The sequence below is a fragment of the Actinomadura verrucosospora genome, from assembly GCF_039540335.1.
In the GTDB taxonomy this organism is placed as follows: Bacteria; Actinomycetota; Actinomycetes; order Streptosporangiales; family Streptosporangiaceae; genus Spirillospora; species Spirillospora verrucosospora.
Map to the genome: position 1 here is coordinate 258997 of NZ_BAABEV010000002.1, position 18345 is coordinate 277341.

The following is an 18345-nucleotide window of genomic DNA, read 5'->3' on the forward strand; positions in this document are numbered from 1 at the left end:
GGACGCACGTTCGTGGTCGACGAACGTGCGTCCGACGTGCAGTGGCGGTGGCCTACGGGGCTTTGGTGAACTCCTGCACGATGCGCTCGCAGAAGTCCGGCAAGTCGTCGGGCGACCGGCTCGTGGTGATGTTGCCGTCGGTGACGACCGGCTCGTCGACCACCTCGGCCCCGGCGTTGCGCAGGTCGGTGCGCACGCTCGGCCACGAGGTCAGCCGACGATCCCGCGCGACGTCGGCCTCGACGAAGTTCCACGGGCCGTGGCAGATCGAAGCGACCGGCTTGCCCGACTGGACGAAGTCCCGGACGAACCGCACCGCGGCGGGTTCCATCCGCAGTTTGTCCGGGTTCACCGTTCCGCCCGGCAGGAGCAGCGCCTCGTAGTCGTCGACCGACACATCGCCGACCAGCTGGTCTACCGGGAAGGTTCCGGCGTTTTCGAGGTCGTGGTCGCGCGCCTGGATCTCGCCGCTGGTGATGGAGACCACGACGGTGCGGGCGCCGGCGTCGTCCAGCGCTTGCCGCGGCCGCTCCAGCTCGACTCGCTCCACCCCGTCGGCCGCGAGGATGGCGATCCGGCGCCCGTTCAGCTCTCCAGTCATGTCAGGCACCCGCCCCCGCCATCTCCGGGTGCAGGACGACCTTCGTCCAGCCGTCGTCTCGCTTGTCGAAGTGCTCGTAGGCCTCCGGCGCGCGGTCGAGGGGCAGCTCGTGGCTGACGATGAAGGACGGTTCGGCCTTGCCCGCGGCGATCAGGTCGCGCAGTTGCCGGTTGTACCTCTTGACCGGGGCCTGGCCGGTGCCGATGTGCTGGCCCTTGAACCAGAACATGCCGTAGTCGAAGGCGAGTTTGCCCTGTCTGGCCAGCTCGTCGGCGGCCCCGGGGTCCTGGGGCACGAAGACGCCGACATTGCCGATGTTCCCGGTGAAGCGCACCGAGGCGACCAGCCGGTTCATCGTCAGGTTGGCCTGCTCCTGCCCGTCGGGCTCGTGCGCCTGGTAGCCGACGCACTCGCAGCCGTTGTCCGCGCCCAGGCCCATCGTCTCGTCCAGAACGGCCTGCACCGGGTCGACCTTCGAGTCGTCGATGGCGATCGCGCCGATCGACTCGGCCAGTCGCAGCCGGTCGGGATGCCGGTCGACGACCATCACCTTGCTCGCCCCTCGGATGGTCGCCGAGAGGGCGGCCATCAGCCCGACCGGACCCGCGCCGTAGATGACCGTCTGGTCGCCGGGCCGCACGCCGGCCATCTCGGTGGCGTGGTAGCCGGTGGGGAAGATGTCGGCGAGCATCACGTAGTCGGTCTGGCGCTGCTCGGCGTCCTCGCCCAGCCGCAGGCAGTTGAAGTCACCCCAGGGCACGCGCAACAGCTCGGCCTGTCCGCCGCTGTAGGGGCCCATGTCGGCGAAGCCGTACGCGGCGCCGGCCATTTTCGGCTCAGGCTGAGCGGTCAGGCAGTAGTTCGTGAGCTGACGCTCGCAGTTCTTGCAATGTCCGCACGCGATGTTGAAAGGCAGGACGACCCAGTCGTCCACCCGGACCTTGTCGACCCCGTCACCTACCTCCACCACCCGGCCCAGGTTCTCGTGTCCGAACGAGCGGCCGGTTTCGAAGTCCGTCCGGCCCTCGTACATGTGCAGGTCCGAGCCGCAGATGTTCGCCGACGTGATCCGCACCAGTACGTCGGTGGGCCGCTCGATCCGCGCGTCCGGCACATTCTTGACGCTGACCTGCCGCGGTCCCTCGTACACCACTGCCTTCATGATTACCCCCCTTGTCGCAGTTACCTCACTCACCCGGTCCGTCACACCGGATTCTCGTAGCGGACGTTCAGTTCGCCGTTCGCGACGGTGATGTGGATGGTCGCGCCGTCCCGGACATCCCCTGCGATGAGCGCGCGGCCGAGCCGGGTCTCGACCTCGCGGGCGATGAAGCGGCGGAGCGGGCGGGCGCCGTACACCGGGTCGAAGCCCTGCTCGGCGATCAGCCGCCGGGCGTCCTCGTCGATCGCCAGGCGCATCTGCCGGTCGGCCAGCCGGGCGCGGAGGTCGTTGAACATCAGGTCGACGACCTGCTCGATCTGCGGCAGCGTGAGCGGCTTGAACAGGACGATGTCGTCGACCCGGTTGAGGAACTCCGGACGGAAGTGGCGGCGCAACTCGCCCATCACCCGGTCGCGGGCGCCCGGCTCGATGTCACCCTCTGAGGTGACGCCCTGCAGCAGATGCTCCGACCCGATGTTGGACGTCATGATGATGACGGTGTTGCGGAAGTCGACGGTGCGGCCCTGCGCGTCGGTGAGGCGGCCGTCGTCGAGCACCTGGAGCAGCGTGTTGAAGACGTCGCCGTGCGCCTTCTCGATCTCGTCGAACAGCACGACGGAGTAGGGCTTGCGCCGGACGGCCTCGGTGAGCTGGCCGCCCTCCTCGAATCCCACGTAGCCGGGGGGCGCGCCGACCAGCCGACTGACGGTGTGGCGCTCCTGGTATTCGCTCATGTCGATGCGGACCATGTTCTCCTCGGTGTCGAACAGGGCCGCGGCGAGGGTGCGGGCCAGTTCGGTCTTGCCGACGCCGGTGGGGCCGAGGAAGACGAACGAGCCGATGGGGCGGCGCGGGTCCTTGATGCCGGAGCGGGCGCGGATGATGGCGTCGGACACCAGCTGGACGGCCTCTTCCTGTCCGACCACGCGCTCGTGCAGAACCTTGTCGAGCTTGAGCAGCTTGTCCCGCTCGCCCTCCTGCAGGCGGCTCACCGGGATGCCCGTCCAGCGCGACACGATCGCCGCGATCTCCTCCTCGGTCACGACCTCGCGCAGCAGCCGTCCGCCGCCCTGCTTGCCGGCCAATCGCTCTTCCTCAGCGCGCAGCCGCCGCTCCAGGTCGGGCAGCTTGCCGTGCCGCAGCTCGGCTGCACGGTTCAGGTCGTAGTCGCGCTCGGCGCGAGCGGCCTCCTGCCGAAGCTGTTCGATCTCCTGGCGCAGCGCCTGCACCTTGCGGAGCGCCTGGCGCTCGGCCTCCCACTGGGCGCGCATGGAGTCTGCCTCGGCGCGCAGCCCGGTCAGTTCCTTCCGTAGTTTCTCCAGGCGGTCCTTGCTCGCCGCGTCCTCCTCCTTGGACAGTGCGGCCTCCTCGATCTCCAGCCGCATGACGCGGCGGGTGAGCTCGTCCAGCGGCGCCGGCAGGGAGTCGATCTCGGTGCGCAGCATGGCGCATGCCTCGTCGACCAGGTCGATGGCCTTGTCCGGCAGGAACCGGTCGGAGATGTAGCGGTGGCTGAGCGTCACGGCGGCGACGAGGGCGGCGTCCTGGATCTTCACACCGTGGAAGACCTCAAGGCGTTCGCGCAGGCCGCGCAGGATGGAGACGGTGTCCTCCACGGTGGGCTCGTCGACCAGGACGGGCTGGAAGCGCCGCTCCAGGGCCGCGTCCTTCTCGATGTGCTTGCGGTACTCCCCCACGGTCGTGGCGCCGATCATGTGAAGTTCGCCGCGGGCGAGCATGGGCTTGAGCATGTTGCCGGCGTCCATGGCCCCTTCGGTGGCGCCCGCGCCGACGACGTTGTGCAGCTCGTCGACGAAAAGCAGGATCTGGCCCTCGGCGGCCTTGACCTCGTTGAGCACGGCGGTGAGGCGTTCCTCGAACTCGCCCCGGTACTTGGCGCCGGCGACGAGCGAGCCCATGTCCAGATTGAAGATCGTCTTGTCGCGGAGGCCCTCGGGGACGTCGCCGTTGGTGATGCGCAGGGCGAGCCCTTCGACGATGGCGGTCTTGCCGACGCCGGGGTCGCCGATCAGCACGGGGTTGTTCTTGGACTTGCGGGACAGGATCTGGACGACACGGCGGATCTCGGTGTCCCGGCCGATGACGGGGTCGAGTTTGCCCGCCGCGGCATCGGCCACCAGGTCACGGCCGTACTTCTCCAGCGCCTCGTAGGCGACCTCGGGCATCGCGGACGTCACCCTCTGGTTCCCGCGGATCCGGGTGAGGGCCTCCAGGAAGGAGTCCCTGGTGATGCCCTGACGGCCCAGCAGCCGTCCCGCCGCGGTCGCCGAGCCCTCCTCCAGCAGTGCCATGACCAGGTGTTCCACGGAGACGTAGTCGTCCTTCAGCCGTTCGGCCTCCTGCTGGGCGGTGTCGAGGAGGCGGGAGAGCCTCTGGGTCACCAGGACCTTGCCGGGCTCGGTGCCGGGACCGCTCACGCTGGGGCGGTGTCCCAGCTCAGCCTCCAGCGCCTCGCGCAACCGCGCCGGATCGGCCTTCGCCTCGGTGAGCAGTCGCGGGACCAGTCCGTCGGGCTGGTCGAGCAGGGCGAGCAGGAGGTGCTCGCCGTCCACCTCGACATGGCCGAAGCGCAAGGCCTTGGTCTGGGCGTCGTGCAAGGCCTCCTGGGATTTCTGGGTCAGGCGGTTGGGGTCCACGGTCGGCCTCCGGTGTGGTGGTGGATGCGCAGTTCCCGCTCGAGCTCGGCGACGCGGTCGAGCAGTTCGACCACGAGTCCCAGCGCGGCGTAGTTGAGGCAGAGCCCCGTCCGCAGGCGTTCGAGGCGTGCGTATGCGGCGACTTGCCCGGGCGGGAACCAGAGCCGGCCGGAGCGGTCGCGTTCGGGATCGAGCAGCCCGAGACGCACCAGCCGGCGTGCCAGCTCGGGATGGATTCCAGCGGCCTCGGCGAAGGCGTCGAGGTCCATCCGCCGGGAACGGGTCGGGACGATGGCGTAGACCGTGCCGGGCAGCAGCTGGACCATCACGATCTCCTCGGGTCGAACGGTGACGCCGAGGCGAGCTCTTCGAGCAGCCGGCGTTCCGTCTCGGATGGCTCGGGCGGCACCACGATCCGGACTTCGGCGAACAGGTCGCCCGGGGTGCCGCGGGGGTTGGGCAGCCCGCGGCCGCGCAGCCGGAGCCGCCGTCCACTGGACGTGCCGGGGGGCACCTTCACCTTGGCCTCGCCGCCGGGCGTCTGCAGTGCCACGGTCGTGCCGAGGGCGGCCTCCCACGGAGCGAGCGGCAGGTCGGTGTATATGTCGCGACCTTCGACGCGGTAGCGGGGATGGGGGGCGATCCGCACCACCAGGAAAAGGTCGCCGGCGGTGTCGCCGCTCCCGCCCTGCCCGGCCAGCCGGATGCGCTGGCCGTCGGTCACACCGGCGGGAACGGTGACGTCGAGGGTCTGCCGGCCTCCTGGACGTTCGAGGGTGATGGTGCGTCTGGTCCCTCGGTATGCCTCCTCGACGCTGACCTCGATCTCGGCCTCCTGGTCTGCGCCCTGCGACGGGGACCAGGCCGACCAGCCGCCGCCGCCACGCCCGCGGCCACCGAAGATCCCACCGAACAGATCCTCCAGGTCGATGTCCTCGCCGAACCCGCCGGTGCGGCCGCCGCCCGTGGTGGCGTAGGGCCCGGCGCGTCCGGCGCGTCCGGCGCCGGCGGCGGCACCCGCACGAGAGCGTGCCCACATGTCCGGGTCGACGTCTTCGGGAACCCGCCGGAAGTCGGGCCCGAAGGCGTCATAGCGGCGGCGCTGCTCGGGGTCGGACAGGATGGCGTAGGCCTCGGAGACGTCCTTGAACCTCTCCTCGGCTCCGGGGTCCTTGTTGATGTCGGGGTGGTGGGCCCGGGCGAGCTTGCGGTAGACCCGCTGGATCTCGTCCTGGTCGGCGTCCCGGGAGATCCCGAGCACCTCGTACGGATCTTGGACGGCCATCAGTCACCGGCCTTGCCCGACACCGACACCAGCGCCGGACGCAGCTGGTTCTCGTCGTCGCCGTAGCCCGGCTGGTGCACCTCGACCACCGTGCCCGGCGGAACATCGGGGTCGGTGCGCACGGCGACCGCCGAGTGCCGGGCCGGATCGAACGGGACCCCCAGGTCATCGCGACGCGGATAACCGAGGTCGCGCAAGGTCGCCACGGCCCGGTCCCGGACGCTGCGAATGCCCTCGACGACGCTCGCCGGGTCGGACTCGGCGTGCTGGAGTGCGCGTTCGAGGTCGTCGAGAACCGGCAGCCACGCCGCGGTGGCCTCCGCCCGCTGGGCACGGCGCTGCGTCTCCAGTTCGCGTGCCATGCGCTTGCGGAGGTTGTCGAGGTCGGCGAGCGCGCGCCGCCACAGGTCCTCGAGTTCCTCGACCCGTGCCCTGAGCCGTTCGACCTCGCCGGGATCCCGGCCCGTCGGCTCGGCGGCCTTCTCCTGCTCGGGCCCCTGCCCGGCGCTCTCTGGCCGCTCGACTGACCGGTCGCGGTCGGCCGGCTGTCCGGTCTGCTCAGTCCGTCGTGAATTCGGCGTCGATGACATCGTCATCCGAGCCTTCCGTCGTCGCTCCGGCGGGACGCTCGCCCGCGCCCGCTCCGGTGGTCGTTCCCAAGCCGTGCAGGATCTGCTGGAGTTCGGAGGTGAGCGTGCGCAGCCGGTCCAGCGGCGCCTCCTCCTTGATGGCCTGCCGGGCGTCCTCGATCAGCGCCTCGGCCCGCGACTTCTCATGCACGGGCACCGTGTCGCCGAGTTCACCGAGCCGGTGTTCGACCTGGTAGACGGCCGAGTCCAGCTCGTTGCGCGCGTCGACCTGCGCGCGCAGCCGGGCGTCCTCCTGCCGGTTCTGCTCCGCATCGGCGATCATGCGCTCGACCTCGCTCTCGTCGAGGTTCGAGCTCTGGCTGATGGTGATGTGCTGCTCGGCGCCGGTGTCCTGGTCGCGCGCGGAGACGTTGAGGATGCCGTTGGCGTCGATGTCGAACGTCACTTCGATCTGCGGTTCGCCGCGCGGCGCGGGACGGATGTTCTCCAGCCGGAAGCGACCGAGCACCCGGTTGTCGGCGGCCCGTTCCCGTTCACCCTGCAGGACCACGATGTCGACCGCGTTCTGGTTGTCCTCGGCGGTGCTGAACGTCTCGGTGCGGCGGGCGGGGATGGTCGTGTTGCGCTCGATGATCTTGGTCATCACCCCGCCCATGGTCTCCACGCCGAGCGACAGGGGCGTGACGTCGAGCAGCAGGACGTCCTTGACCTCGCCCTTGAGGACGCCGGCCTGGATCGCGGCGCCCAGTGCCACGACCTCGTCGGGGTTGACCGACATGTTGGGGTCCTGGCCGCCGGTCAGCCTGCGGACGAGGCTCTGCACGGCGGGGATCCGGGTGGACCCGCCGACCATGATGACCTCGTCGATGTCGTCGGCGGTGACCTTGGCATCGCTCATCGCCCGTTCCACCGGGCCGACGCAGCGCTCGATCAGGTCCGCTGTGATCTGCTCGAACGCGGAGCGCATCAGCGAGGTGTTGAGGTGTTTAGGGCCGCTGGCGTCGGCCGTGATGAACGGAAGGCTGATCTGCGTCTGGGTCACCGTGGACAGTTCGACCTTGGCCTTCTCGGCGGCCTCGAACAGCCGCTGCAGGGCCTGGGGGTCCGCTCGGAGGTCGATCCCGTTCTCGCGCTGGAACTCGTCGGCGAGGTGGTCGACGATCCGGCGGTCGAAGTCGTCGCCGCCGAGGTGACCGTCACCGGAGGTGGCGCGGACCTCCACCACGTCGTCGCCGATGTTCAGCAGGCTGACGTCGAACGTACCGCCGCCCAGGTCGAACACCAGCACGGTCTCGTTGGCCTTCTTGTCGAGGCCGTAGGCCAGTGCCGCCGCCGTGGGCTCGTTGATGATGCGCAGGACTTCCAGTCCGGCGATCTTCCCCGCGTCGCTCGTCGCCTGCCGCTGGGCGTCGTTGAAGTAGGCGGGCACGGTGATGACCGCCTCGGTGACCTTCTCACCGAGCGACTTGCCGGCGTCGTCCGCCAGCTTGCGCAGCACCAGCGCCGAGATCTCCTCCGGCGCGTACTGCTTGCCGCGCACTTCGAAGCGTGCCGTCCCGTCGGACCCTTCGACCACGTCGAACGAGACCGCGTCCTTCTCGGTCTCGATCTCGTCGTAGCGCCGTCCGATGAAGCGCTTCGCCGAGGTGATCGTGCCCTTCGGGTTCATGATCGCCTGACGTCGGGCCAACTGCCCGACCAGCCTCTCTCCCTGTTCGGTGAAGGCCACCACGGACGGGGTCGTCCGCGCCCCTTCCGCGTTGGGGAGGACCCGGGGCTCACCGCCTTCCGTCGCCGCGATGACCGAGTTGGTGGTGCCGAGGTCTATGCCGACTGCTCTACCCATCAGGTTCCCTCCGATGGTCCTCACCGCGCTCTCCGGCGAGATGGCGTACGTCGTTGCCGGAGACGGCGATGCCTTCATCCCCACGTTGCGGCATCAGGGGGCCCGGCACATCCACTGACCGTGTAGGTCTGAGCTCGGCGCCCACCACCAAAGGGCGTTGGTGAACTCGTCGCGGGGGGATGGCGGCAGGGCAAGGCGGCGCGCAGATCGGAACATCGGCCCGGCGTGGTCGGGCAGCCTGTTCGCGGGCGAGCCACGCCTACAAGATCTGACGATGTGACGGCCCCCCGGGGCGGGGATGCTGCAAGCAGTTCTTCTTCTCCTCCGTCAGGAGATGACAGGGAGGCGGGATCATGGCCGTGATGGGAATCAGCAGGTTCGAGCGCTTCTTCAGGTCTGCCTCCGGGGTGGACGTCGACAAGAACGATCTGCGGCGCTACCACGAGTTCCTTGACGCCAAGCTGTACGACCTGCTCCTCATCGGGCAGGCCAAGGCGAAGGCGAACGGGCGCGACATCATCGAGCCGTTCGACCTCCCGATCACGAAGGGCCTGCAGGAGTGCATCCACCGGTTCCGCCGGCTGGACGAGGAGATCGAGGTCGAGCCGATCCTGGAGCTGCTGGCGAGGCGGCCGCCGCTGGACATCGCGGTCCGCGATGTCACCGACGAGAAGCTTCCCGAAATCGCGGGCGGCCTTTCCTACGCGCTGTCGCAGGCCTTCCGGATCGTGTTCCCGGACCGGCGCAACCCGCAGACCACGCAGTGGGAGCGTGTCCAGCGCCTGTTTGACCTGCTCTTGTGAGCGGGACCGCTGCTTTGACCGGTTCGTGATAGATGTGATCTGCGCAGGGTTATGCCTTAACGTCAGTTTTATTTAATTTGCCCGCAAATGAGACAGTCGTGCGTCGGCGGTCGCGTAATCGCCGCAATCACGGGCACGTTGCCCGCATGGAGGGCAGACCGCCGACGCGGGGCGCGACGTTCGGTCGCCAACGGGAACAAGCGAGCATCGGCGAGTTGCTGACGCGCGTCGACGGCCCGAGGGTCATGCTCGTCGAGGGGGAGCCGGGCATCGGGCGGACCCGCCTGCTCGAGGAGGCCGCGCGGATCGCCGCCGACGAGGGTTTCTCGGTGGTGGACCCGGATACGGCCCCCGAACTGCGCCGGCCCGCGGACCTGGAGTCGTTGCTGTCGGTACTCGACGAGCCTGGTCCGCCTTCGCCGTCGGCAGGCGGACAGGACCGTTCGGCCGAGCGGCTGCGGGTCGCACTGGAACGGCGGGCCCGTTCCACGCCGCTGCTGGTCGTGCTGGACGATCTCGACTGGGCCGATCCCGAGACGCTCCTCGCGCTGCGGACGCTGCCGAGCCGGCTCGCATCGTCTCCCGTGTGGTGGATTCTCGCGCGCCGGACCGGTTTCGGCGGCACCGAGCCCGATCGGCTGTTCTCCCGGTTGAAGGCGCGCGGCGCCGTCCTGTTCCAGCTCCGTCCTCTGCCGGATGAGGCCGTCTTCGAGCTGGTCACCGCCACTCTGGGCGCGTGCCCTGATGCCGACCTGCGCGTGCTCGCAGACAAGGCCGGCGGCAATCCGCTGCTGCTTCTCGAGCTGATGAACGGACTGCTCGAGGAGGGCTGTGTGGTGACCGCCCGGGGCCACGCTCGCCTCAGCGCCTCGCGGTTGCCGGAGCGGGCCCGTCTCGTCGTCCAGGGCCGCCTGGAAGATCTGGATCCGGAGGCCCGGCGGCTTATCGAGGTGGCTGCGCTGCTGGGGCCCGCGTTCCACCCCCTGGTCGCCGCAGACCTGCTTGGCATCACCCCCTCCGAACTACTGCCGTCACTGGAGGCGATACTGGCGACCGAGTTGCTGGCAGCGCATGAGGACGCTCTGGTGTTCCGGCACGACCTGGTGCGCGAATCGCTGATCACGGATATCCCCGGTCCCGTCCGGCAGGCTCTGCATGTGCAGATCGGCAGGACCCTGCTGGAGCACGGCGGGAGGGTGAAGGCCGCGGCGGCCCACCTCATGGCGGGGGCGGTCTCAGGCGTCCCGGAGGTCCTCCAGAGCCTGGACCGGGCGAGCGCGCAGATGGTCGACACCGACCCGGCGGTCGCCGCCGAGCTGACCCAACGGGCGCTCGAGCTCACCGAGCCCGCCGATCCGCTGTGGTTCGCGCGCACGATGACGGCGATGCGGACGCTGGTCACCGCCGGTGACCTGATGGGGGCCGCGGAGTTCGCGGAGGCCGCGCTCGATCGATGCGCCTCCGGCCCGTCGACCGCCGAACTGCTGACCGCGCTGTCCTTCGTCCTGGTGCCGATGGGGCAGGCCGCCAAGGCGTCGGACACGGCCAAGGCCGTGCTGGACATGCCTGATCTGACGGACGAGGTGCGCGACCGCGCCGAACTCGCTCTCCTGCAGGCCGAGGTCGGGCTCCAGGAGAGCGGAAGCGCGCTGGAACGGGCCAGAGAGATCCTCAAGGCGGTCGACGTGCCTGGCCGTGGCCTGATGACCGGGGCGCTCATCGTCCTGGCCGTGAACGACTGGGACAAGGGCGATCTGGTCGGCGCACTCGACCTCACGCGAACCGGTGTGCGGCAGGTGTCCAACGACGGCGTCCATGAATGCCGGCTTCACCCAGGTCTGATATTGGCCTCGTTCCTGGTGGACGTCAGGCTCATGGACGAGGCGCGGCGGACGATGGTGCTGGAGACCGGCGGAGCCGAGGGGATCGGACGCGACGGCTGGGCGGCCGGATCGGCGATCGTGCGATCTCGCATCGACCTCGCTGAGGGGCGTCCAGAGGAGGCGATCCGCGGGGCGAGGGCGGCTCTGGAAGCCGCCGACGCGGTCGGGGCGCGCCTGCTGGGCGCCTGCGCCAGGTCCACGCTGTCCATCGCGGCGCTGCGCTCCGGCGATCTCGAGACGGCCGCCGAGCACAGCCTCGGAGGCAAGGACGCGGCCGGCCCGGCGTCCCCTCCCTTCGACCTGACCCGAAGCGAGTTGATCCGGGCGCAGGTGACCGAGGCGCGTGACGGGCCGCGAGCCGCCCTGCCCGGTGTGAGCCGACTCCTCGACGGCCTGGCGACGCACAACAGGGTGCTGATCTGCGATCCGACCGCGGCGGCCTGGCTGGTCCGGACGGCGGTCGCGGTGGGTGAGCCCGGGCATGCCGAGAAGGCCGTTGCCGCGGCCGAGCGGCTCGCCGACATGAACCCGACGCTGCCCAGTCTGTCCGCCGCCGCCGAGCACGCCCGCGGGCTGCTCCACGGCGATCCGGACCTCCTGCGACACGCCGGGGCGGAGCACGCCGACCACTGGTCATCCGCGTCCGCCTACGAGGACCTCGGCATGCTGCTGAGCGGACTGGGCGGCGCGCGCGGTCGTACGATCCAGTGGTTCGACGAGGCTCTCTCCCGCTACGCGGCGGCCGGCGCCGAGCGGGACGCGGCCCGCATCCGCGGGCGCCTGCGGCGGATGGGGGAACGCCGCAGGCACTGGGAACGCCGCGATCGGCCCGTGACCGGCTGGGCCAGCCTCACCGGGACCGAGCAGCGGATCTCCGGGCTCGTCTCCCAAGGGCTCACCAACCAGCGCATCGCCGATCAGTTGTTCGTCAGCGTCCACACCGTCGCGTTCCACCTGCGGCAGGTCTTCCGCAAACTCGACATCCGCTCGCGCGTCGAACTGGCGCGGCAGGTCCTCGAACACTCCGACGACCCTCCCGACGCGCATACCAAGAAGAGCTCCGACGGCCCGGAGGCCGAGTAGCCCGCCGCCCACAGACGCCCTGGACCGGAAACGCAACGGACCGGCAAGGGCAGCCGGGTAGCAGCTTGCCGGAGCGTCGACGGCAGTGATCGTCCGCAGATCAGTGCCTCTTGGACATTTCCCTACCTGCGTCTTCGGCTGGCCGTGCCCTGACAGGGAAGGCCGCGATCATGGGCCCGGAATCCGTGTTCATCGTCGTCCTGGCCACCGCGGCCGTCGTCCTGCTCTCCCGGGCCCTGTCGGCGCGCATAGGGATGCCCGAAGCGATCCTGCTCGTCGTGCTCGGCGCGGCGATCGCGTTCCTGCCCGGCATGCCCGAGATCGAACTGCCGCCGGAAGTGGTGCTGCTCGGCTTCCTGCCCCCGCTGGTCTACTACGCGGCGTTCTTCAGCGCCCCGCGCGAGGCGAAGGCGGAGGCCGTGCCGATCACGACACTCGCGATCGGCCTGACAACGGTGACCACCTTCGCCGTCGCCGCCGTCCTGCGGTGGGTTCTGCCCGACCTGGGCTGGGCGGCGGCCCTGGCCCTCGGTGCCGCCGTCGCCCCCACCGACCCCGTCGCCGCAATCTCGATCATGAAGCGGCTGAACGCGCCGGTTCGGATCGTGACCATCATCGAAGGGGAGAACCTCATCAACGACGCCGTCGCGCTCACCGCCTTCGTGCTGGCCGTCGAGGCGCTGACAACGCCCTTCAGCGTCGGCCACGGCATAGCGCGGCTGGCCGGAGTAGTCGCCGGCGGCGTGGCGTACGGCCTGGCAGTGGGGTTCGTCGCGTCCCGCCTGCGCCGCCGGATCCGCGATCCCGGCAGCCAGATCGTCGTGTCCCTCCTGACGCCGTACCTCGCGTTCGTCCCGGCCGACGAGCGCGGCTTCTCCGGGGTGCTCGCCACCGTCTGCGCGGGCTTCTACCTCGGCACGCGCGGAGAGGGCGTGCTCCAACCGGCGTCCCGGCTGCCCGGTCACCTGTTCTGGCAGGTGCTGGTCTTCCTCCTGGAGTCGGCACTGTTCGTCTTGCTCGGCCTTGAGATACGCGTCATCGTGCGCCAGTTGACCGGCGCGGCATGGCCGTCGGCGATTCTCGGCGCGGCAGCGGTCGCGGCTGTCATCCTGGCCCTGCGGCTGGCCTGGACGCAGTTCGTCTTCCCGCTCTCCCGGTACCTGCCCGGCCGGCACATCGCCTTCGATCATCTGCCCTGGCGCGGCAGGCTCGCCATCGGCTGGAGCGGCATGCGAGGCGCGATCTCACTGGCGATCGTGCTGTCCCTGCCGGCCTCCGCGCCGGGCCTGCCGCCGGAACGGCGCGGCGAGCGGCTCTTCGTGACCGGCGCCGTCGTGTTCATCACCCTGATCGGATGTGCGACCACGATGCCCGGCCTGCTGAGACGGCTGGGCCTGGCCGAGTCCGACCGCGTCCGGATCGAGTACCGGGAGGCGAAGATGGCCGTGGTGGAAGCCGCCCTGGCCCGGCTCGACGAACTCATCGAGAACGGCGAGGTCGATGGTCGCACCGGCAGGACCTTCCGCCAGCTGTACGAGGACCTCCTGGAACAGATCGGCACTGAGTTCGGCGAGGACCTCGACGAGGAGGTGACCGACTCCCTGAGCCTCCGCCGCGAGTTGGTGCGGACACAGCGAGAGAAGCTGCGCCGGCTCTACTCCAAGGGCAAGATCAGCGTCGAGGGCCTGCGGGCCGTGGACCGATGGCTCGATCTAGAGGACCCCGACATCCGGGAAGTCGGCTGACCGGGGGCGCTGCCCACACCTGTCAACTCTGAGGATGTGCCGGACCGGACGGACGGGCAACGCTCTCTATAGAGAACGTGCACGACCGGGAACCGACCATCACGGGGGAGGTCAAGGAGCGGGAGAGCCGCGGACTGCGGCATCGCAAGCAGCGGCGCACCGGCCGGTTCGAGTACCGGGTGTTCCCGCCCGGCGACATTGACGCCGGCCGGGTCGACGCGAACCTCGCCGACGGCGTGCTGACCGTGACGGTCCCCGAGTCCACGACCGAGAAGGACCGCCACGTCGAGGTCAGGGACTGACCCTTCCAGGGCGCTTCGACCACATCCGCTGGAGGAGCCGGTGATCGTCCGTTGTGAGCACTGCGGAAAGAAGAACCGTGTGCCGGCGGCCGCTGACGGCGGTCCGGTCTGCGGGAACTGCCACCGGCCGCTCCCATGGATCGCAGAAGCCGGAGACGAAGACTTCGCCGAGGTCGCCGAGCGCTCCTCGGTGCCGGTCATCGTCGACCTGTGGGCGACCTGGTGCGCGCCATGCCGGACGGTCAGCCCGGTACTGGAGCACCTCGCCCGCGAACTGGCCGGACGGCTGAAGCTCGTGAAGATCGACATCGACCGGGCGCCGAAGATACAGGAGCGCTTCGCCGTTCGTGCCGTCCCCACGCTGCTGCTGATGCGTGACGGGAAGGTGATCGACCAGCGAGCGGGCGCCGTGCCCGCTGGGCCGCTCCGGACGTGGGTGGAGGGAACCCTTGGAAGAGACACCTGATCTGAACGGCGCCTACCCCCGGCTCGACCGCGAGCAGATCGGGCTGGTCGCGGCATACGGCGAACAACGCCCGACCCACCGCGGCGATGTCCTCTTCTCGGAAGGGGACCGGGACTATGCCTTCTTCCTGGTCCTGGCCGGGACGGTGGAGATATTGGACAAGGGCGAAGTCATTCGCGTGCACGGTCCGGGACGCTTCCTCGGCGAACTGGGCCTGCTGACGGGTCAGCCCACGTTCCTCACGGCCCGCGTCGCCGAGCCGGGCGAGGTGATCGCGATGCCGCCCAGACGGCTGCGCGAGCTGGCCGCCCAGGAACCCTGGTTCGGCGATCTCGTCCTGCGCGCGTTCCTCATCCGCCGTTCGCTGCTCATCGCGCAGGGCGCCGGGCTGCGGATCATCGGCTCACGGTTCTCCGCTCGCTGCCGTCGACTGCGCGACTTCGTCGTGCGCAACCGACTGCCCCATCGATGGATCGACGTCGAGGACGACGAGGACGCGGAGACGCTGCTCAGGGGGCTCAGCATCCCGGTGTCGGAGACACCCGTCGTGATCCTGGACGGGAAGCGGGTGCTGCGCAACCCGGGGGACGACGAACTCCCCCGGCTTCTCGGGCTGCCGCCACCGGCACCGGCCTCCTCGGCACACGATCTCCTCATCATCGGCGCGGGTCCGGCCGGCTTGGCCGCGGCCGTGTACGGCTCCTCAGAGGGGCTGGACACGATGGTCGTTGACGCCATCGCCACCGGAGGGCAGGCCGGGACCTCGTCCAAGATCGAGAATTACCTCGGTTTCCCCGCCGGCATCTCGGGCGCGGATCTGGCCGATCGGGCGGTCATCCAGGCCGGGAGATTCGGGGCGAAGCTACAGGTGCCCGGCGAGGCCACGGGACTGCGGGTACGCAGCGACCGGTACACCGTCGACCTCGGCGGAGGCGGTGAACTCTCCGGCCGGACGGTCGTCATCGCGACCGGCGCCCGCTATCGCCGGCTTGACGTCCCGCACCTGGAAGACTTCGACGGCGCCGGGGTGTACTACGCGGCGACCCAGGTTGAGGCGCTGCAATGTCGGCACATGCCGGTGGCCATCGTCGGCGGCGGCAACTCCGCCGGCCAGGCGGCCGTGTTCCTGGCTCGGCACGCCACCCGTGTCCTGCTCTTCGTCCGGGGTGCGGAACTCGGCGAGAACATGTCGCGCTACCTCGTCGATCGGATCGAGCACTGTCCCGAAATAGAGGTGTTCCTCCACACAGAGATCCGTGAAGTGCACGGACACGATTTTCTGGAGGAGGCAGTCGCGGTGAACAACCGGACCAGTGAAGCCCGCCGATTCGAGATTCGGGCGTTGTTCGTCTTCATCGGAGCCGCGCCCTGTGTCGACTGGTTGGCGGACACGGTCGAACTCGACGACAAGGGATACGTGCGCACCGGCGGACCTCAAGCCCTGCCGTTGGAGACCAGCCTGCCCGGCGTGTTGGCCGTTGGTGACGTGCGAAGCGGTTCGATCAAGCGTGTCGCTTCGGCGGTGGGGGAGGGGGCGATGGCCGTCCGCATGGCATTCGTGCGCCTGAACCGATAAACGGCTGTGGGGCGTGAGATGAGCAGTGACCAGCGAATACGCGCAGCCGTCACGCCGGCGCGCGTGGGCCTGAGGCGGCTGCGGACGCAGCCCACGGCCTTCGAGATCGCTCGCCTCGCCGTGACAGCGGTTCTCGCGTTCGCGTTCGCGTCGTGGTTGCCCGACACCAGTCCAAGGCCCGTACTCGCCCCTCTGACCGCGATCCTCGTCCTCCAGATCACGCTGTTCCAGACCATTCGCCATGTCTGGCAGCGCGTCGTCAGCGTCGTGGTCGGTGTGATAGTCGCGGCACTGCTGTCGAGCCTGGTGGGATTCAGTTGGTGGAGCCTGGGCCTGACCATCACCGCCGCGCTGATCTGCGGTGTCTTGATGCGGCTCGGCAACTATGTCCTCGAGGTGCCGATCAGCGCGATGCTCATCCTGTCTCTCGGAACCGGCGCCGCGGCCACGGGACGGATCGTGGAGACCCTTGCCGGCGCTCTCACCGGCCTGATCGCCGGACTCCTGACCTCACCCGTCAGGATCCAGGCAGCGGAGGAGGCTTTGGAGGGTCTGAGCGACATCATGGCCCACCACCTCCATGACATCGCCGAAGCAGTTGAAAAGGGCACCGAGCCGCGCACGTACGGCGAGTTGCTCGCCCAGGCCCGCTCCCTCAGCCGGGACGTCCAACGCGTGGACGGCGAACTCGCACAAGCCGAGGAGAGCATCCGACTCAATCCGCAGGGGGTCGGAATGTTGCGGGCAATGGTGGCGCTACGGGAGACCCTGGCCGCTCTGGAACACTGCGGGATCACCATCCGCGGCCTGGCCCGCTGTCTCGCCGACCACGCCAACGAGTCCGAGTCAGAGCGAGAGGACCCTCTGTCCCAGAGCGACGCTCGCAGCCGCCTGGCCACGGCGCTAGGACATCTGGCCTCGGCGCTGAGCACCTACGGGCGAATGCGCCGCCAGCAGTTCACCACAGGAACGACCGACCTTGAGGACCCTCTCGCCTATCACCTGACCGCCGCGCACGAAGAGCGCGTGAGACTGGGCGAGTTGTTGTGGGCCGACAGCCCCGATTGGCCGCTCCATGGTGAGGTCCTCGTTCATCTCGACCGCTTGAGAAACGAACTGAAGTCCGAGCGGCGGATGCTGACCAAAGGACGCCCAAACCGCCGACTCGGCATCCCCAAGCCTTCGCCGCCCGCCACACTCAGCCCGATCCGGCGGCGAACAGACCTACGCCGAACACGCTCCTGACCGCCTCCCCGTCGACAAGGCCCGAGCGCCTTCAACCTGGAACGTCGTTCAGTCCACTGAGGACCCCAATGCCTCGGCGCCGTCCGGGCAGATGAAGAAGAACGGCGTCTACGACGACGCGGCCCGTGCCGCGGCCTTCGCCACCGCCCAGATCCGGCGGCACCTCGTCACCAACCTGCATTCCGCGCAGGACGCCTGCTGGGCGGCCTCCGATGCCCTCCAGGTCGCAGCCCGAGTCACCGGCCACCGTCACCTCCACCGCGCCGCCGATGCCTGCTCGACACCCTTGCTCAGCTGCGCAGCCTCCAGGAGCGTCACGTCCAGGCCGACGCTGCTCGAAGAGCCGCCGTCCATACGCGAGAAGCACGACCAGCGGGCGGCGCACCCTCACCTTCGCTGGCCGACCCGAACGCGCAAGCGCGCCTGGCCATGGCCGCCTTCCCGAACGCGTGGCCTATCAATGTTGCCCACCACCGCAGCCACCCCACACAAACCCAGGCACCTCACCGCTACCTGCGCTGGCGCAGCGCCAACGCTCGCCACCCCGACGTACTCGCCGCCCAACGAAAGGAACGCGCCCGCATCCGCAGCGAGAAGGTCAACCGCTGGGGCAGACGCTCACTCAACGTCGCAGCCTGAGCGACCGCGAACCGCAGCCCCGGAGCGCCGAAAGGGACAAGTTCACGAAGAGGACAGCGACAGAAGGACGACTCAGGAGGCAGACGGCTCGATCTCCCCCGCAAAGACGATGACCTGGTCGATGAGGCTCCGCCGCAGATGGACGACATCGGTTCCCGCCAGGCGGGGGCCTCCGTCCGGCGTGGTGAAGACCCACTGGTACCGGGCCCACTCGTCAGGCATGTCCACCGCTGAGCAGCGCGTCATCGTGCCGGTCCCCGCCGGGTGGCGCCGGATGTCCAGCACGAACCGCTCGACCGCCGCGATTCCTTCGCTGCGGCCCAACGGCCCCCAGAAGACCACGTCTGTGGTCAGGGCCTGGGAGAGCAGGGCAGTCACATAGCTGTCGGCCGAGGCGTTGAACGCGGCGATGAACGTGTCGATCGCGGAGCGCGCCGTCTCTTCCTGCATGCCCCAGTAATA

At 69.4% G+C, this 18345-nt stretch carries 15 protein-coding genes and 1 pseudogene; 8 read left to right on the forward strand and 8 right to left on the reverse strand.

The features are described 5' to 3' along the window. Positions 1-52: 52 nt before the first annotated feature. From ABD944_RS03550 to dnaK, 7 genes are read right to left on the reverse strand one after another with little or no spacing between them, the layout of a single operon-like run. Complete coding sequence (locus tag ABD944_RS03550; RefSeq protein WP_345172309.1) at positions 53-601, reverse strand: type 1 glutamine amidotransferase domain-containing protein; 549 nt, start codon at positions 599-601, stop codon at positions 53-55. Between the two features lies 1 nt (position 602). Beyond that, positions 603-1763: a glutathione-independent formaldehyde dehydrogenase gene (locus ABD944_RS03555; RefSeq protein WP_345172312.1), complete on the reverse strand. Its 1161-nt coding sequence runs from the start codon at positions 1761-1763 to the stop codon at positions 603-605. 41 nt (positions 1764-1804) lie between these two features. Beyond that, complete coding sequence (clpB, locus tag ABD944_RS03560; protein ID WP_345172314.1) at positions 1805-4420, reverse strand: ATP-dependent chaperone ClpB; 2616 nt, start codon at positions 4418-4420, stop codon at positions 1805-1807. Next, the gene (locus tag ABD944_RS03565; protein WP_345172316.1) at positions 4402-4746 is read right to left on the reverse strand and encodes a chaperone modulator CbpM; all 345 of its coding nucleotides are present in this window, start codon (positions 4744-4746) and stop codon (positions 4402-4404) included. The genes clpB and ABD944_RS03565 overlap by 19 nt, the downstream gene beginning before the upstream one ends. Continuing rightward, positions 4746-5705 carry a DnaJ C-terminal domain-containing protein gene (locus ABD944_RS03570; protein ID WP_345172318.1) on the reverse strand — a complete coding sequence of 320 codons (960 nt, stop codon included), beginning with the start codon at positions 5703-5705 and terminating at the stop codon, positions 4746-4748. Before ABD944_RS03570 ends, ABD944_RS03565 begins: the two co-directional genes overlap by 1 nt. Next, positions 5705-6301, reverse strand: coding sequence for a nucleotide exchange factor GrpE (locus tag ABD944_RS03575; RefSeq protein WP_345172320.1), 597 nt, complete (start codon positions 6299-6301; stop codon positions 5705-5707). Before ABD944_RS03575 ends, ABD944_RS03570 begins: the two co-directional genes overlap by 1 nt. Next, positions 6264-8141 (reverse strand): molecular chaperone DnaK, encoded by a 1878-nt coding sequence (gene dnaK, locus ABD944_RS03580; RefSeq protein WP_345172322.1) that lies wholly within the window; start codon positions 8139-8141, stop codon positions 6264-6266. Before dnaK ends, ABD944_RS03575 begins: the two co-directional genes overlap by 38 nt. A gap of 353 nt (positions 8142-8494) precedes the next feature. Between dnaK and ABD944_RS03585 the strand changes: the two genes are divergently transcribed. The 8 genes and pseudogenes from ABD944_RS03585 to ABD944_RS03620 form a co-directional block, all read left to right on the forward strand. Next, positions 8495-8944 (forward strand): DUF1931 family protein, encoded by a 450-nt coding sequence (locus tag ABD944_RS03585; RefSeq protein WP_345172324.1) that lies wholly within the window; start codon positions 8495-8497, stop codon positions 8942-8944. Positions 8945-9090: 146 nt separating this feature from the next. Then, the gene (locus tag ABD944_RS03590) at positions 9091-11910 is read left to right on the forward strand and encodes an ATP-binding protein (RefSeq protein ID WP_345172326.1); all 2820 of its coding nucleotides are present in this window, start codon (positions 9091-9093) and stop codon (positions 11908-11910) included. Between the two features lie 170 nt (positions 11911-12080). Then, positions 12081-13655 (forward strand): Na+/H+ antiporter, encoded by a 1575-nt coding sequence (locus ABD944_RS03595; protein WP_345172328.1) that lies wholly within the window; start codon positions 12081-12083, stop codon positions 13653-13655. A gap of 77 nt (positions 13656-13732) precedes the next feature. Further along, positions 13733-13957, forward strand: coding sequence for an Hsp20/alpha crystallin family protein (locus ABD944_RS03600; protein WP_345172330.1), 225 nt, complete (start codon positions 13733-13735; stop codon positions 13955-13957). A 79-nt stretch (positions 13958-14036) separates the two neighbouring features. Beyond that, the gene (trxA, locus tag ABD944_RS03605) at positions 14037-14423 is read left to right on the forward strand and encodes a thioredoxin (RefSeq protein ID WP_345172332.1); all 387 of its coding nucleotides are present in this window, start codon (positions 14037-14039) and stop codon (positions 14421-14423) included. Beyond that, a complete protein-coding gene (locus ABD944_RS03610; RefSeq protein WP_345172334.1) occupies positions 14407-15999 on the forward strand; it encodes an FAD-dependent oxidoreductase in 1593 nt (530 codons plus the stop codon). Before trxA ends, ABD944_RS03610 begins: the two co-directional genes overlap by 17 nt. An 18-nt stretch (positions 16000-16017) precedes the next feature. Then, positions 16018-17244 carry an FUSC family protein gene (locus ABD944_RS03615; protein ID WP_345172335.1) on the forward strand — a complete coding sequence of 409 codons (1227 nt, stop codon included), beginning with the start codon at positions 16018-16020 and terminating at the stop codon, positions 17242-17244. 465 nt (positions 17245-17709) lie between these two features. Beyond that, positions 17710-17883 (forward strand): annotated as a pseudogene (locus ABD944_RS03620) (IS630 family transposase); the annotation flags it as partial. Between the two features lie 72 nt (positions 17884-17955). Here the strand turns inward: ABD944_RS03620 and ABD944_RS03625 are convergent. Next, the gene (locus ABD944_RS03625) at positions 17956-18333 is read right to left on the reverse strand and encodes a nuclear transport factor 2 family protein (protein ID WP_345172337.1); all 378 of its coding nucleotides are present in this window, start codon (positions 18331-18333) and stop codon (positions 17956-17958) included. Positions 18334-18345 lie beyond the last annotated feature (12 nt).

Excerpts from the sequence above, each read along its gene's own strand:
- ABD944_RS03595 (WP_345172328.1), top strand. The coding sequence starts at position 12,081 with ATGGGCCCGGAATCCGTGTTCATCGTCGTCCTGGCCACCGCGGCCGTC.
- ABD944_RS03585 (WP_345172324.1), top strand. The coding sequence starts at position 8,495 with ATGGCCGTGATGGGAATCAGCAGGTTCGAGCGCTTCTTCAGGTCTGCC.
- ABD944_RS03555 (WP_345172312.1), bottom strand. The coding sequence starts at position 1,763 with ATGAAGGCAGTGGTGTACGAGGGACCGCGGCAGGTCAGCGTCAAGAAT.
- dnaK (WP_345172322.1), bottom strand. The coding sequence starts at position 8,141 with ATGGGTAGAGCAGTCGGCATAGACCTCGGCACCACCAACTCGGTCATC.
- ABD944_RS03625 (WP_345172337.1), bottom strand. The coding sequence starts at position 18,333 with ATGCAGGAAGAGACGGCGCGCTCCGCGATCGACACGTTCATCGCCGCG.
- ABD944_RS03565 (WP_345172316.1), bottom strand. The coding sequence starts at position 4,746 with ATGGTCCAGCTGCTGCCCGGCACGGTCTACGCCATCGTCCCGACCCGT.
- ABD944_RS03550 (WP_345172309.1), bottom strand. The coding sequence starts at position 601 with ATGACTGGAGAGCTGAACGGGCGCCGGATCGCCATCCTCGCGGCCGAC.
- ABD944_RS03615 (WP_345172335.1), top strand. The coding sequence starts at position 16,018 with ATGAGCAGTGACCAGCGAATACGCGCAGCCGTCACGCCGGCGCGCGTG.
- ABD944_RS03575 (WP_345172320.1), bottom strand. The coding sequence starts at position 6,301 with ATGACGATGTCATCGACGCCGAATTCACGACGGACTGAGCAGACCGGA.
- ABD944_RS03590 (WP_345172326.1), top strand. The coding sequence starts at position 9,091 with ATGGAGGGCAGACCGCCGACGCGGGGCGCGACGTTCGGTCGCCAACGG.
- ABD944_RS03570 (WP_345172318.1), bottom strand. The coding sequence starts at position 5,705 with ATGGCCGTCCAAGATCCGTACGAGGTGCTCGGGATCTCCCGGGACGCC.